Genomic DNA, 14,351 nt, shown 5'->3' on the forward strand with positions numbered 1-14,351 from the left:
GCGACCAGCTGATGAGCTGGCCGCGCTTTTTAGAAGCCGGTGCGATTGTAATACCACAAGTACCGCTGTCCGGTAGGCGTCTGCGTGATTTTGGTGACGCTGGTGTTCTCGGGTTCGGGCAGCGTCATCGGGTCATTGGGCTGCAGCACCGCCAGCGCCGCGGCTTTAACCGTGAAGCCGTGGGTGACCACGATGACTTGCTGGTCAGGCCGTCCGGCAGTCAAGGCGGTCATGAATTGCGCCATGCGAGCCACCACCGCGGCAAAAGGCTCGCTGCCTTGAGCAACTTCGCTGTAGGCAGGGAGCACATCATGCAGCGTGTGATCGTACAAGGCGGGGTATCGCCGCTCCAGCGCATGATTGTTTTGGCCGTCCCAGGCGCCATACGAAATCTCCAGCAGCCGTCGATCTTCAAGCACCGGCAGCTGGGCCTCAGCATTCAAAATGGTCGCCGTTTCCCGGGTGCGCTGAAGCGGACTAACGTAAAGCACATCCGCAAAGCCGATGGGAAACGCTGCGGCTAACCGGATTGCTTGCTGCCGGCCGGCTTGCGTCAGGTGGGTGCGGGCATCATCGATGAGGCCTTGTTTGATGAATTGCGTGTTCGCCCAGGTTTGGCCGTGGCGAATCAAATAAAAAGTGGTCATAGTTGCCTCCACAAAAATCGTCTGCTTGTATTATCGCACACCGGTATACTAAGGTTAACGGAGAAAGCAGGTGCAAGATGACGTTAGCTTTTACTTTGGCAGGGGAGTCGCAAAACGCCGCGCCCATGGCTGCCTACATGAAAAATCGCTTTGTGTTTCTCGGCGTCAAAATGCCGGCGCGGACGGCGCAAGCAGCGCCACTGTTGAAGCAAAGCTTAACGACGCCTTGGCCTGAGGTACTGGCCTGGATCCATGAGCTCTATGCGCGGCCAGAGCGCGAATATCAGTACGTGGCGATTGCTTTGGCTCAGCGTAATGTCAAGCGGCTGACCCTGACCGAGCTACAGGCGCTGAAGCCATTGGTGACGCAAAAGGCCTGGTGGGACAGCGTCGATGCCTGGCGTAAGGTGAACGGTACGTTTGTTGATCGCCAGCCTAGCACTAAGCAAACGGTCTTTGACTGGTTCGAATCCAGTGCTGATTTCTGGGACCGGCGGGTGGCCATCACCTTGCAGCTGATGAGCAAAAGCGCCACCGACCGCAGGCTGTTGACTGCCGCCATTGCCCGTGACCGCGAAACCGACGAGTTTTTTATTCAAAAAGCGATCGGTTGGGCTTTGCGGCAGTACAGTAAAACGGACTCGGCCTGGGTGGCGGCCTTTATTGAACAAAATCAGTTGAGCGCCTTGGCAACGCGGGAAGCCGCCAAGTATTTAACCACCGCCGGCTTGCCTTCCACCAGAAAATTACCGATACTAAAGACAATCGATAGGGAGTGATGATGTGAGTCTGAAAAAGTGGAATACTATTTTTGTGATTGCGGTGCCGGTGGGGGCATTTGCGATTTTCTGGCTGATTCGTCTGCTGTTTGGCGCCCATGTGCGGCTGGTGGCTTGGGTGGCCTTGTTCGCTTGGCTGATTGGGTCGCAGTGGTGGCAAAGTCGGACCTTAGGCGTTCGCACGCAGGCCCTCAAGGATATGTGGGGCTTGGCCGACCAGCGGCAGTTGACCGCTGAAGATTTGCATCAGCTGGCGCCGCAGTATTCGACCGCCCAACTGCAGCAGACGGCTGGCCAGCGGCCGCAGTTCTTGCCGCGGCCGCAAGTGGTGGCGCAAATCACTGCCGCTTTGAAGCAAAAGCCGATCACGAAGAAGCACCATCGTAAGTAGGAGGCAGCGCATGAAACCTGACCGGAAAGAAAAACGGATCATGGCCACGAAACTCAAATGGGCCCACTGGTTGGGCCTGGCAGCAGCGGCCTTGTTTGTGGTGGCGGCGGTGGTGGCATGGTACCGGCACCATGGTTTTTATGCCATCCTGTTTGCCTGTTTTGCCGTGGCAGAATTATTGATTCAGTATCGCTTCATGCGGGCTGAACGTTGAATGGAGTTAGCAGATGGCGAGAATGAGTAAGCATAGCGTGCGCCAAAATAATGAGAAAAATGTGCTCCAGGCGGTCATCAATGACGGTCCGATTGCCCGTAGCCAAGTGGCCAAGGCCTTAAAGCTCAACAAAGTCACGGTTTCAGATATTTTTAGCCAGCTGCTGGATGAAGGCTATCTTGAAGTGGTGGGTAGCGGGGAAGGTTCGCAGGCTGGGGGTCGCAAACCCACGCTGCATCGGTTCAATCCCCACTATGGCTATGTGGTCAGCTTTGATTTAGGCTTTCACGCCACCGATATGATGGTGACGACCTTAACTGGGCAAGTGCTCCATAGTGCGAATTTCTGGGGCGAAGGGGCGCCCATCGCTGAGCGGTTAGCCTTCATGGTGCAGCAGGTGCAGGCCTTTCAGGAGGCCATTGCTGGGCAGACTTTGCACGGCTTATTAGGCGTGGCTATTGGCGTACATGGCATTGTGAATCACAACCAGGTGGTGGATTCGCCGTTTATGGCCCTTGATGGCATTGAGCTGGCGCCATATTTTGAGCAAGCCCTGGCGGTGCCTGTCGTGCTTGAAAACGAAGCCAACTTGGCCGCGCTGTATGCCCGAGATTTCACCGAACTTGCGGCGGCCCAGCAGGATCTGGTGGCGCTGAGTATTCACAAAGGCATCGGGGCCGGGGTCGTCATTGATGGCCAGCTGTTCCGCGGCGCTAATGGTGGCGCCGGCGAAGTAGGCCGGGCCTTGGCACCAGACGACCAGGGCCAGCTGGTGAAAATTGAAACGCTCTGTTCCGAAGATGCGGTGCTGGCGCAGCTGGCTACGGTCTGCGGTCATGCGCTCAAGGCCGAGGAAATCGCGAGCTTAACCAAGACGGCCACCCCAGCAGTGCAGCCGGTGCTCGCCCAGTTCGTCATGCGCCTGACGCTGGTCATTCACAATTTGGTGGCCAGTTACGATCCTAAAATCGTCGTCATTAATTCTGGGCTCATTGCGGCTAATCCTGACTTGCTCACTGACCTCACCCGCGCGCTGACGGCGGCCGGGCATGCGGTGCCGCTGACTTTGGGCGAGGCCGGTGAGCACGCGATTACGCTCGGCGGCACGACGTTGATTGTGCATCAGGTCCTGGGGTTAGGCAGCCGCCAGTTGCACTTTTAGCTTGCAAGCACTTTCAAAAAGGGGGTTGACCTTGCTCCCGGCCGGTGGTACCTTTGTCCCGTAGTTAGTAAGTTATATAAACAAACTAAACGGAGGCTTTTTGATGTATAAGCAAAGTTATTTTCCGAATGTGGACAGTATCAAGTACCTCGGCCCAACCAGTCTGAAATCGACCCTGGGTTTTCAGTACTACAACCCGGATGAACTCGTTGGCGGCAAGAAGATGCGTGATCAGTTGAAGTTTGCGGTGGCCTTTTGGCACACCTTTGACCAGCAGCTGGTGGATCCTTTTGGGGACGGCACGGCGCAGCGGCCGTACTCCGAATTCACCGGTATGGACCTGGCCAAAGCGCGGGTTGAAGCGGCGTTTGAATTCTTCGATAAGCTCGGCGTGGACTATTTCTGCTTCCATGACCGTGACATTGCGCCAGAAGGGGACACGCTGCGGGAAACCAACAAGAACCTCGACGAAATTCTGGATATGATTACTGATTACCAGAAGACTTCGGGCAAAAAAGTGCTGTGGAACACGGCGAATATGTTCACCAACCCACGGTTCGTGGCTGGGGCTGCTTCTTCACCATTTGCGGATGTTTTTGCCTATGCAGCGGCGCAGGTCAAGAAAGGCCTGGAAACGGCTAAGCGCGTCGGCGCTTCAAACTATGTGTTCTGGGGCGGGCGTGAGGGTTACGAATCCCTGCTGAACACCGATATGAAGCGGGAACAGGATCACCTGGGGCAGTTCTTCAACCTGGCGGCGGATTACGCCAAGGAAATCGGCTTTGATGGTCAACTCCTGCTGGAACCCAAGCCGAAGGAACCAATGACGCATCAGTATGACTTTGACGCCGCCACCACCATTAACTTCATGAAGACCTATGGCTTGGCTGGTACTTACAAGCTGAACTTGGAAGGTAACCATGCCAATTTGGCGGGCCATTCCTACCAGCACGAAATCCGCACTGCCCGCGAAGCCGGTTTGTTGGGTTCACTGGATGCCAACCAAGGCGATGAGCTGATTGGCTGGGATATCGACGAATTCCCATCTAATTTGTACGAAACCACCTTGGCGATGTACGAAGTCTTGAAGAACGGCGGTCCACACAAAGGCGGCCTGAACTTCGATGCCAAGCCGCGGCGCTCCTCATTTGAAGCCGAAGATATGTTCTACTCGCATATTGTCGGCATGGATAGCTTTGCCGCTGGCCTGCGGGTGGCGCAAAAGCTGATCGATGATCATGTCTTCGAAGATGTGATTGCGGACCGTTATGCCAGCTATGAATCTGGCGTTGGCGCCACCATTGAAAATGGCACGGCGACCTTCCAGAGCTTGGAAGCTGAGGTCATCGACAAGCCGCAAAGTGACTTGATCGCGGCAACGCATTCCGGTCACTTGGAACAGCTCAAGGACACGCTCAATCATTACATTATTCAGACGTTAAAGTAACGGAGGACCAACATGGCAACAGTGATTGGGGTGGATTTAGGCACCAGTGCCGTCAAGGTGCTGTTAGTGGCGCAAAGCGGCGAAACGCTCGCCACCGCCAGTGCCGATTATCCCTTGGCGCAGCCGCAACCTGGGTACAGTGAACAGAATCCAGAGGACTGGATTCGCGGGGTCAAAACGGCCTTGCAGAAGCTGCACCAGCAACCTGACGTCGATTTCAGCCAGGTAGCAGGGTTAAGCTTTTCGGGCCAAATGCACGGGCTGGTGCTACTCTCGGCCGCCATGCGGCCGCTGCGGCCAGCGATTTTGTGGAATGATACCCGCACCACCGCAGAAGTCGAGCAGATCAAGCAAAAGATGGGCGATGACTTCATCGCCATCACCCGCAACCGGGCGCTGGAAGGCTTCACCTTACCGAAGTTGCTGTGGGTCCAAAAGCACGAACCTGAGAACTTCGCTGCGGCAAAAGTTTTCCTGCTACCCAAGGATTATGTGCGCTACCGCATGACCGGACAGCTTGGACTGGATTATTCCGATGCCGCGGGCACGGTGATGCTCGACGAAAGCACCCGACAGTGGTCCACGACGATTTTGCAGACCTTTGGCATTCCTGCAAGCATGTGTCCGCCATTGGTAGAAGCCACCGCTTGTGTCGGCACCTTAATTGCCGACTTTGCGGCGGCGGTGGGCTTGCCCCAAACCGTGAAGGTCTTTGCCGGCGGCGCCGATAATGCCTGCGGGGCGGTAGGGGCTGGGGTGCTCAACGCTGACCAATTGATGGTCAGCATTGGCACCTCTGGTGTGGTTTCGACTTTTGAGCCGGACCCCACCACGACTTATCATGGGCAGTTGCACTACTTTGACCATGTGGTGCCAGGCCAGCACTACTCCATGGGTGTCACCTTGGCGGCTGGACACAGCTTGAATTGGTTCAAGCACACCTTTGCCGCAGATGAGGATTTCACCAGCTTGGTGGCCAGCGCCGCAACCTCCAAGCCTGGCGCCAACGGCTTGCTGTTCACGCCGTATCTGGTGGGGGAGCGCACGCCTTATGCGGATGCCAAAATCCGCGGTAGTTTCATCGGGATTGATAGTCGCCAGACCCGGGCGGATTTTGTGCGTGCGGTGCTGGAAGGCATCACCTTCTCCTTCCGCGATTTGCTGGGGCTATACCAAGCCAGTGGGCGGCAGTTTGCCTCGGCCATTACGATTGGCGGCGGGGCGCAAAGTCCGCTGTGGCTGCAGATCCAAGCCGATATTCTCAATTTAAAGATTGTCAGTTTGGCCACTAATCAAGGGCCAGGCCTAGGCGCGGCGATGATTGCGGCAGTGGGGCTGGGTTGGTTCGCCGACTTTAAGGCTTGCGCGGCAAATTTCGTGCAGGTGGCAGCGACTTATGAACCAGACCCAACGGCTGTACGCAACTATGACCAGTACTATCAGCTGTATCATCAGGTCTATGGGGCAACAGCCAGTTTGACAGCTGGCTTGTTGGCAGCTGAGGAATAAGGGAAAAAGCCGTCCTACGCTGGACGGCTTTTGCTTAGCCATAGGCAAAGTGAGGAGAAAATAATGACGGTTACCATGAAACGTTATGGCACACTGAAAGGTGAGCCGCTGTATGAAATCACATTAGTCAACCACCAGGGGATGACAGTCGACCTCCTGAATTACGGTGCGACGCTGGAACGCGTGCGGGTGCCAGCCGGCAATCGACTCGTTGATGTCATTTTGCATCTTGCGCAGCCAAGTGATTACAGTGAGGCGCGCAACTTACTCGGTGGCACCGTGGGGCGCATCATCGCGCGCGTGCCAGGCCACACTTGGCACCGGGGCGAGGCAGCATTGACCCTGCCGGCCAATGAAGGGGCCAACACGATTCACGGCGGCCCCGATGGTCTGGATATGCAGGCCTGGAACTTGGCTTACCGCGAAGGTCCGGCTGCTGATCGGGTGACCTTCACTTTAGTGGATTTCGCCGGTCACAACGGCTTCCCGGGCAATGTGAAAACCACCGTGAGTTACCTGCTGGATGATCATAACCGGCTAACGTATGCCTTAACTGCGGAGTCGGATCAAATGACCTTGTTTAACGCGACCAATCACGTGTACTTTGCTTTGGATGGCCCAGATTCGACGGTGGCTCAGACCACTTTGCAACTGGCCAGCGATTACTACGGACCGCTAGCAGCTAATCATCTCCCTAGCGGTTGGGCGGCGGTGGCAGGGACGCCATTTGACTTCCGGCAGCCGCGGCGGCTGGGTGAGGTGATGCCGCAGGTGCTTGGCGGGGCCGGGCTGGATCATCCATTCTTACTCAAACACGACCAGGCTGCCACCTTAACCGGGGCGTCAGGGCGGGCCGTCACCATGACCACTAGCGCGCCGGCCGTGGTGGTCTACACGGGCAATCATTGGGATGAGGTGCAAGGCGTGGCGGCGCACTTAAGGCGCCACAGCGGCGTCACCTTGGAAGCCCAAGTCGCCCCGCCGAGCGGTCAGGATTGGTCGGCGATCACCTTGATGCCAGGTGATCCGTATCAGTTGCAAACGACCTGGCAATTTAAATTCTAACCACAGTAAAATGCCAAGTGCGGTCTGCGCCGCACTTGGCATTTTGATTCGAGCTATTTTCGAGCTTTTTTCAGCAGTTCGGCTAAGGCGGAAATATCCTTGGCTGAGGTCTGGGTATCATTCAAATGCAGATGTGGGAAGCTCTTCAGCCACCGCCGCTGACTCCAACTGAGTTTTGGCAAAGTGGCCTGCGCGCCTTGATTGCGGCGATAGTCAGCTAACCAGCGCGGCTCGTCTTGGCTCAGCTTGGCGGTGGCCGTGTCGACCTGCGTAATCAGTTCCTGCTTCTTGGTGTCGATGGCATCGCCGATGCGCTTGGTCGCGGCGCCGAAAGCCAACACGTTGGCGAGGCTGAAGCCGAAGTCAAACATGAAGATTGCCAGCATGACGATTGCAGCAAAAATGCCATAGCGTACATCGAGGCGGGTGACAAAATTGGCGACCATTGGATGGACGAACTTGATGACCAGCACCACCCCGACGCCCCAAAAAGCCGAGATGGGCAGGGCCACTCGGCCGTTTAGGTTGAGCGGTATTTTGGAATAATCCCACCACCGAGCGTGGAAAAGTTTTTCCATCAGCCAGGAAGTCACATATTCAATCACCGTGATCACGAGCGCCGAAAGCAAGTACAGCAGCACCAAATTATGGGCGAAAGGCTGCACCAAAGCCAGCACAGCAGTGATGCTGAAGCCGTAAACCGGAATGACGGGGCCGGCGAGAAAACCGGAATTGGTCCATTGCCGCTTTTTGACGCTGACATAGCCACTTTCCCAGAGCCAGCCGACGAAGGCATAGGCAAAAAAGTAGAGCACCCACAAGGTGAAGGTTTGTTCAAATTCAGTCGCGGTCATCGGCCTCGCCTCCTTGCCTTATACTCTAGCACAACCCTAAATGGCAAGGCTAGGCGTCTAGGGCCTGGAGCAAGGTGCTGGCCACTGCTTTCGGGCTCCAAGGATTTTGCCCAGTGATGAGCTGGCCATCCTTGACGGCAAACGGCTTGAACGCCCGCCGTTTTTCAAATAACGCCCCGCGGCTGGCGGCCACTTGCTCATTCAAAAACGGCACCAGGTTGCGCTTGCCAGAGAGAATCTCTTCCTGGGTCGTGAAACCAGTGATGTGCTTGCCTTCAATTAGATAATGGCCGGTTTCATCGCGTAAGTTAAGCAGCCCCGCAATCCCGTGGCAAACCGAGGTGACATAGCCGCCGTGCTGGTAGATTTGCTGGGCAATCGTTTGTAAGGCGGCGTTTTCGGGAAAATCAAACATCACCCCATGGCCGCCGGTATAGTAAATCGCGGCGTAATCGAGGGGATTAATGACTCCTGGCGCCAAGCTGTTGGCCAAGGCGCGCTGCTGAAAGTCAGGCTGGCGATACAGCCCAAAAGCGGCCTCATCGGCATACTTCATGCCGCGGGGATCGAGTGGGACATAACCGCCGCGCGGGCTCACATAATCGACCTCATATTGTGGGGTCACGGCGTCAACAAACTCCGTCGCTTCGCCGAGCCACAGCCCGGTGGCTTCCGGCTTTTTAACGAAGCGCGTGGTATTGGTTAAGACAACAAGGATTTTTTTCAAGATCTTGCCTCCCAAAAGTGGTTATCTGGGAATAGTTTAACACAAAACGTGAAAGCGGTTTATCAGGCTGCGGAGGGTGGCCGTATTTAGCTCGACGATTAGTCTAGCAACAGGCATTGCTGCTGGGTTTGCAGCGAGGCCTGTTGCGTAGCTAAGCGTTCGAGCGTTGGCCACCCGTAGCGCGACTACAGGCTGTGAGGCCAGCCCACGATGCCTCGTATTTCCCTTTTAATAACAACCCCGGTATACTGAAAGCGGTTAATTAATTGTGCAATACGAAAGGAAGAATCCTAATGAAATCAGCAAATATTGTCCTGATCGGCGACGGCGCGATTGGCTCCAGCTACGCCTTCAACTGTTTGATCACTGGGGTCGGCAAAAGCATTGGCATCATCGACGTCAATATGACGCGGGTGCAAGGGGATGTGGAAGATTTGAGCGACGCCTTGCCTTATGTCGCTCAGAAAAATATTTATGCCGCGAATTATGCCGACTGCGAATACGCCGACATCGTGGTGATCACCGCTGGCGTGGCGCAGAAGCCAGGCGAAACGCGGCTTCAGCTACTGGCTAAAAACGCCAAAATCATCACTGAAATCACCAACAACATTATGGCCAACCATTTTGACGGCATCATTTTGGTTGCCAGCAACCCAGTCGATGTGTTGACCGAGCTGGTGCTGCGGCTGTCCGGCCTGCCGCGCAATCGGGTGCTCGGTTCAGGCACGGCGCTGGACAGTGCCCGGCTGCGGTCTGAAATCGGTCGCCGGTACAACATCGATGTCCGCACGGTGCACGCCTATATCATGGGCGAACACGGCGATTCGGAATTTCCAGTGTGGGATTATGCCACGGTTGGCGGTCAGCCGTTGTGCGATTTTGTGCCCAAAGCCCAGCAAGACCAGGACTTCGCCACCATTAGCGAGCGCGTCAAGACGGCGGCGTATTCCATCATTGAAAAGAAAGGTGCCACCTTCTACGGCATTGCGGCCAGCCTGACGCGGCTGACGGCAGCGGTGCTGAACGATGACCATGCCGCCTTTGCGATGTCGGTGCACCTCGAGGGTGAATATGGCCTGCATGATGTTTCGATTGGGGTACCGGTGCTGCTGGGCGGCAACGGGCTGGATCGCATCTTGCAACTGGACTTGAACCCGGCCGACCTCAAGCGACTGCAAGACTCTGCCCAAGTGCTGAAGGACAATTTGCAGACCGTGCTTTAATGCAGTAGGCTAGGCGGTATCACGTACTGGAAAGGATACCGGATGCAAACTGCCGAGGAAATCTTCAACGCCATTCAAGCCGATGAGCAAAACGCTGACTACACTGCCGCCGGCGTGAAGCCACTGTACAAAGCGCCGGCCACTGCCGAGCTCCTGATTATCAGCCAGGCGCCAAGTCGTAAGGCGCAGGAAACCGAATCGTTTTGGAACGACCCTAGCGGCGATCGTTTGCGGGCGTGGATGGGCGTCACGCCAGCAGAGTTTTATCAATCAGGTAAAATTGGCATTCTGCCGCTTGATTTCTATTACCCCGGCAAGGCCAAGTCTGGCGATTTGCCGCCACGCAAAGGCTTTGCTGAAAAATGGCACGAACCGATTTTGGCGCTCATGCCGCATGTGCAATTGACGCTGCTGATTGGTATGTATGCCCAGCGCTATTACTTGGGCAAGCGGCGGCAGAAGACATTGACCGCCACGGTTGAGCACTATCAGGACTATTTGCCGCAATACCTGCCGTTGGTGCATCCCTCGCCGCTGAATTACGGCTGGTTCCGGCGTAATCCTTGGTTTGATGAACAAGTGGTACCAGATTTGCAAAAGCGGGTACGGGCGCTGTTGTGAACCGGCGCTGACGACGAAGATAAAAGAAGACCCAGTCGACTTTTTCGACTGGGTCTTTGCGTTACAACTGGGCCTGATGACTCCCTTGATGGAACCATTTGCTGACGAGCGGCCGGTTCAGTAGCATCAGCGGCACCAGCAAAACCAACGCCAAAATCCCGCAAGCAGGGAAGCCCCACAGCCCGCCGGCAATGTCCATTACCGTGCCGACATAAAGCGAGCCAATCGGCGTGCTCCCTTGGTTGAGCAGCACGTAAACGCTCATGATGCGGCCCCGCAATTCATTGGGAATGTTGAATTGGAAAGAAGCGTTGGACTGGTTAAGGAATATCATGTTGCAAAAGCCAATCAGCACCATCACCACCATGGCCAGCGCGTAGTTGCGCACGAACAGCATCCCGGCTTGCAGCGTGGCGGTGCCGATGCCGACCCATAAGTAGATGTTGCGCTGAAGGCCAAAGCGCGAAAGATAGCTCATCAAAAAGGCGGCGATTAACGAGCCCACCCCAGTTGCCGACAGCAGGTTAGCGTAAGTTTGAGCGCCGCCGTGAAACACGGTTTTGGCCATGATGGGGATGATGACATTGTTGTTGAAATTCAGCGTGCAAACAATCAGCATCAGCTCGGCGGACAGGCGCACGGCTTGATGCGACCAGACATAAGCCAGGCCTTCCTTGAGATCGGTCCAGACTTTGCGATGGGAGTGGGAAGCCACCACATGGTCTTGATGAATCAGGAACAGCCCCAGCAAAACTGCTAAGTAGGAAATCGCATCGACCAAAAAGCAAAAGCCAACGGAATACTGCGCCATCAGCAGGCCGGCCAGCGAAGGCCCGGCGATTTTGGCCAAGTTGAAAATGGTGGAATTCAGGGAAATGCCATTCATCAAATTCTTTTGCCCGACAAGTTCGACCACAAAGGATTGGCGGGTGGGGGTGTCAAACGCCTGAAAGCAGCCGTACAGAAAGGCAATCAGGAGAATATGCCAGTACTGGACTGTGCCGGTGTAGACGAGCACGGTCATCAGCGCGCCTAGCACTAAGAATGCGGCTTGCGTGACAATCAAAATCGTCCGCTTGGAAAAGCGGTCAATTAAAGTCCCGGCGACCAGCGTCAAGCCCAAAATCGGGATAAATTGGAAGGCTGACAGCAGGCCGACCTTGAACGCCGACCGGGTCATTTCATACACGAGCCAGGTTTGCGCCGTGCGCTGGACCCAAGTTCCCATGGTGGAGACACACTGGCCGAGCCAAAAATAACGAAAGTTACGTTCACTAAGCGAGGAAAACATACTACGCAGGACGTTCATGGGGGTCACGGCTTTCATCAAAATCAATCTGGCTTCATTTTTGAGCAACCCGGAACCGATGTCAATCACGCAGAGCGCAGTGTCATTTGTCAAGCAATTAGCACTCACTGAAATAAAGTGCTAATTTTTTGACGCGGTGGGGCAGTTTTGGACTATAATGGCTTTGTACTCAAGTAAGAAAACAATGGAGGTAATGATCATGGCAGCAGATCCTGAAAAGACTTTGGTGCTTGATGAACCAATGAACGCGGTGTTTGATTGGAGCGATGATGAAACCCCAGTTCGTGATGCATTGTGGGATTACTATATGGAGAACAACAACCACAATACCATTGAGACCGAAGAGACGATGAAGCCACTGCTTGACCAAAGCGATGACGAAATCAAGGCCTTGGCTGAGAAGTTGCTGAAGAAGTAATTTAACATCAAGTACTGCAAAAAGAGGCCGCGTGGCTTCTTTTTTTTGCAGAAAACCCGCCTGCTGAATGCTATGATAGAAAAAGCACGTTTTCAGGAGGCGAAGCGGCAATGTTGGCCGTCTATTTTCGCGCCATGGTGATTTCCTTGGCGTTGGTGAGTTCCATCGGGATGCAAAATATCTATGCGTTTAACAACGCCATGAGCAATACCTTGCGCCGGGCGCTACTGGTGGCTGGCTTCATCTGGATTGCCGACACGCTGCTGACGTCGATTGCCTTTCTGGGCATGGGCGCCTTGATTGCCGCCAATCAGGTGATCAAAATCATTGTGATGGGCCTAGGCGGCTTGGTGGTGATTTGGATGGGCTATGGCATTGTGCGCGGCGCCAACGCCGCGTCTTTTGGCAACGACCATCAGGAACAATCACTGAAGCAATGGTTCACTGGGGCCTTTGTGGTGTCTTTTGCCAACCCGCAGGCCTTAATTGATACTAGCGTGACGTTAGGCGCTTTGCGGAGCCCTTTGACCATGACTGAGGCCTGGGTATTTCTTGGCGGCATTATCACCTCCACGGCACTGTGGTTTCTCGTGGTGACAACGGTGATTAACTTACTCCGCAATCGCCTGCCGCGGCGGGTGCTGATGTGGATCAACATCGCTTCTGGGATTGTCGTGATCTTTTATGGGGTGTGGCTGGTAGTGAACGCCGTGCTGGCCGTGATTTAAGGAGACAAGCATGAAACAACCAATTAATCGCGATCAACTCTTTTTGCAGCAGCCAAGCCAGCCGGCCACGCCGCTGGATGCACCGGTGATCCAGAATTTGCAGGACACCTTAGCCGCCAATGCCGACCGCTGTGTTGGCATGGCAGCGAACATGATTGGGGTGGCCAAGCGCATCATCATTGTGCAGCGCGGGCCGCTCGCTCAGATTATGGTCAATCCAGTGCTTAAGGCCAAGCAAGGCGCTTACCAAGCGCAAGAAGGCTGCCTGTCGCTATCCGGCGAACGACCAGCCACGCGTTATCAGCAAATTACCGTGGCGTATCAAGATGCAAACTTTAAGCCCCATATGGAAACCGTCAGTGGGTTTGTGGCCCAGATTATTCAGCACGAAATGGATCACCTTGAAGGCATCCTCATTTAATTCAACACGCCAAAAGCCGCCGCTCAGCCCATCAGGTTGAACGGCGGCTTTTGGCGTTAATGGAACCAGCTCATGCCCAAGAAAAACAGCGGGGGAATCAGGAGCGCGGGCAGGAGATTGAGGGTTTTGATTTTGGCGAGGCCGAGAATGTTGACCCCGGACGCAAAAATCAGCACGCCGCCGACAATGGAAATCTCAGTCAACAGCGGGGTAGAAATGGCGCCTTGGAGCAACTTGGCCAGCAGATACAAGCTCCCTTGCCAGCACAGCAGTACCGGGGCGGTCAGGATAATCCCAATGTCGAAAGTCGAGGCGAGCACCATCGAGGTGATCAAATCCAGCGTGCCATTGGTAAACAGGAACGTGTAATCCTGGTGCAAGGCCGCTTCCATCGGGCCCACAATCGACAAGGTGCCGATGCAAAATAGCAAAATTGCTGTCGACAACCCCTGTCCCAGCTGACTGCCTCCTTTGCCGCGGGCCAGTAGGCGATTGAAGCGGTCATCCAAATCCAGCAAACTACCGATTAAGGCGCCTAGCGCCATACTGGCGATGAAGAGTACCGGATATTGGCTATGGGGCATTTTTTGCACCGAAGTATTGATGCCTAGCATCATCACCGCCAGCCCCATGGCCGTCATCAAGGCGTGATTAGCCTTATCGGGGATGCCTTTTTTGAAGACACTGCCCACGGTGCTACCAATCATAATCATCAGAACGTTGAAAAATGTGCCTAGCATATAAAATCCTCCAGCTTGAATGGTCTTATTATACGCTAAGACATCATTGATTTATGGTTGAATTACTAACTGCGGTGATGGCTAGCAAGCGGGGCG

Annotated in this window: 17 protein-coding genes; 12 read left to right on the top strand and 5 right to left on the bottom strand. The window is 55.0% G+C overall.

The genetic code is table 11. The features are described from left to right. Positions 1–29 precede the first annotated feature (29 nt). A complete protein-coding gene (locus JUF11_RS00075) occupies positions 30–647 on the bottom strand; it encodes a histidine phosphatase family protein (RefSeq protein ID WP_204117764.1) in 618 nt (205 codons plus the stop codon). A gap of 77 nt (positions 648–724) precedes the next feature. Here JUF11_RS00075 and JUF11_RS00080 point away from each other — a divergent pair, with 77 nt between their 5' ends. The 7 genes from JUF11_RS00080 to JUF11_RS00110 all read left to right on the top strand — a co-directional run bounded on the left by JUF11_RS00080 (position 725) and on the right by JUF11_RS00110 (position 7,214). Beyond that, the gene (locus tag JUF11_RS00080; protein WP_204117765.1) at positions 725–1,426 is read left to right on the top strand and encodes a DNA alkylation repair protein; all 702 of its coding nucleotides are present in this window, start codon (positions 725–727) and stop codon (positions 1,424–1,426) included. Between the two features lie 4 nt (positions 1,427–1,430). Continuing rightward, on the top strand, positions 1,431–1,817 hold the full coding sequence (locus JUF11_RS00085) for a hypothetical protein (protein WP_204117766.1): 387 nt from the start codon (positions 1,431–1,433) through the stop codon (positions 1,815–1,817). 10 nt (positions 1,818–1,827) lie between these two features. Then, complete coding sequence (locus JUF11_RS00090; protein ID WP_204117767.1) at positions 1,828–2,031, top strand: hypothetical protein; 204 nt, start codon at positions 1,828–1,830, stop codon at positions 2,029–2,031. Between the two features lie 13 nt (positions 2,032–2,044). Beyond that, entirely contained in the window at positions 2,045–3,193 is a 1,149-nt protein-coding gene (locus JUF11_RS00095; protein ID WP_204117768.1) for an ROK family transcriptional regulator, read from the top strand. 103 nt (positions 3,194–3,296) lie between these two features. Further along, positions 3,297–4,640, top strand: a complete 1,344-nt coding sequence (gene xylA / locus JUF11_RS00100) for a xylose isomerase (protein WP_204117769.1) — start codon at positions 3,297–3,299, stop codon at positions 4,638–4,640. A 12-nt stretch (positions 4,641–4,652) separates the two neighbouring features. Continuing rightward, entirely contained in the window at positions 4,653–6,149 is a 1,497-nt protein-coding gene (xylB, locus tag JUF11_RS00105; protein ID WP_204117770.1) for a xylulokinase, read from the top strand. A 63-nt stretch (positions 6,150–6,212) separates the two neighbouring features. Next, positions 6,213–7,214, top strand: a complete 1,002-nt coding sequence (locus tag JUF11_RS00110) for an aldose epimerase family protein (RefSeq protein ID WP_204117771.1) — start codon at positions 6,213–6,215, stop codon at positions 7,212–7,214. Between the two features lie 53 nt (positions 7,215–7,267). Here the strand turns inward: JUF11_RS00110 and JUF11_RS00115 are convergent, their stop codons facing one another. Next, the gene (locus tag JUF11_RS00115; RefSeq protein WP_204117772.1) at positions 7,268–8,068 is read right to left on the bottom strand and encodes a putative ABC transporter permease; all 801 of its coding nucleotides are present in this window, start codon (positions 8,066–8,068) and stop codon (positions 7,268–7,270) included. A 49-nt stretch (positions 8,069–8,117) separates the two neighbouring features. Then, positions 8,118–8,795: a type 1 glutamine amidotransferase domain-containing protein gene (locus JUF11_RS00120; protein ID WP_204117773.1), complete on the bottom strand. Its 678-nt coding sequence runs from the start codon at positions 8,793–8,795 to the stop codon at positions 8,118–8,120. 293 nt (positions 8,796–9,088) lie between these two features. On the opposite strand from JUF11_RS00120, the gene JUF11_RS00125 reads away from it, so the two are divergent. Then, positions 9,089–10,018 carry an L-lactate dehydrogenase gene (locus JUF11_RS00125; protein ID WP_204117774.1) on the top strand — a complete coding sequence of 310 codons (930 nt, stop codon included), beginning with the start codon at positions 9,089–9,091 and terminating at the stop codon, positions 10,016–10,018. 42 nt (positions 10,019–10,060) lie between these two features. Next, positions 10,061–10,639 (top strand): uracil-DNA glycosylase family protein, encoded by a 579-nt coding sequence (locus JUF11_RS00130; protein WP_204117775.1) that lies wholly within the window; start codon positions 10,061–10,063, stop codon positions 10,637–10,639. A 61-nt stretch (positions 10,640–10,700) separates the two neighbouring features. On the opposite strand, the gene JUF11_RS00135 is transcribed toward JUF11_RS00130, so the two are convergent. Next, positions 10,701–11,948, bottom strand: coding sequence for an MFS transporter (locus tag JUF11_RS00135; RefSeq protein WP_204117991.1), 1,248 nt, complete (start codon positions 11,946–11,948; stop codon positions 10,701–10,703). Positions 11,949–12,144: 196 nt separating this feature from the next. On the opposite strand from JUF11_RS00135, the gene JUF11_RS00140 reads away from it, so the two are divergent. From JUF11_RS00140 to JUF11_RS00150, 3 genes are all read left to right on the top strand, one after another. Continuing rightward, complete coding sequence (locus JUF11_RS00140; protein WP_125579367.1) at positions 12,145–12,366, top strand: P8 family protein; 222 nt, start codon at positions 12,145–12,147, stop codon at positions 12,364–12,366. A gap of 110 nt (positions 12,367–12,476) precedes the next feature. Further along, on the top strand, positions 12,477–13,094 hold the full coding sequence (locus JUF11_RS00145; protein WP_204117776.1) for a LysE/ArgO family amino acid transporter: 618 nt from the start codon (positions 12,477–12,479) through the stop codon (positions 13,092–13,094). A 10-nt stretch (positions 13,095–13,104) separates the two neighbouring features. Beyond that, positions 13,105–13,515, top strand: coding sequence for a peptide deformylase (locus tag JUF11_RS00150; protein WP_204117777.1), 411 nt, complete (start codon positions 13,105–13,107; stop codon positions 13,513–13,515). A 56-nt stretch (positions 13,516–13,571) separates the two neighbouring features. Here JUF11_RS00150 and JUF11_RS00155 read toward each other — a convergent pair whose 3' ends face one another. Then, positions 13,572–14,255: a DUF554 domain-containing protein gene (locus JUF11_RS00155; RefSeq protein ID WP_204117778.1), complete on the bottom strand. Its 684-nt coding sequence runs from the start codon at positions 14,253–14,255 to the stop codon at positions 13,572–13,574. Positions 14,256–14,351: the final 96 nt, after the last annotated feature.

This window comes from Lacticaseibacillus suilingensis, assembly GCF_016861845.1.
Classification (GTDB): domain Bacteria; phylum Bacillota; class Bacilli; order Lactobacillales; family Lactobacillaceae; genus Lacticaseibacillus; species Lacticaseibacillus suilingensis.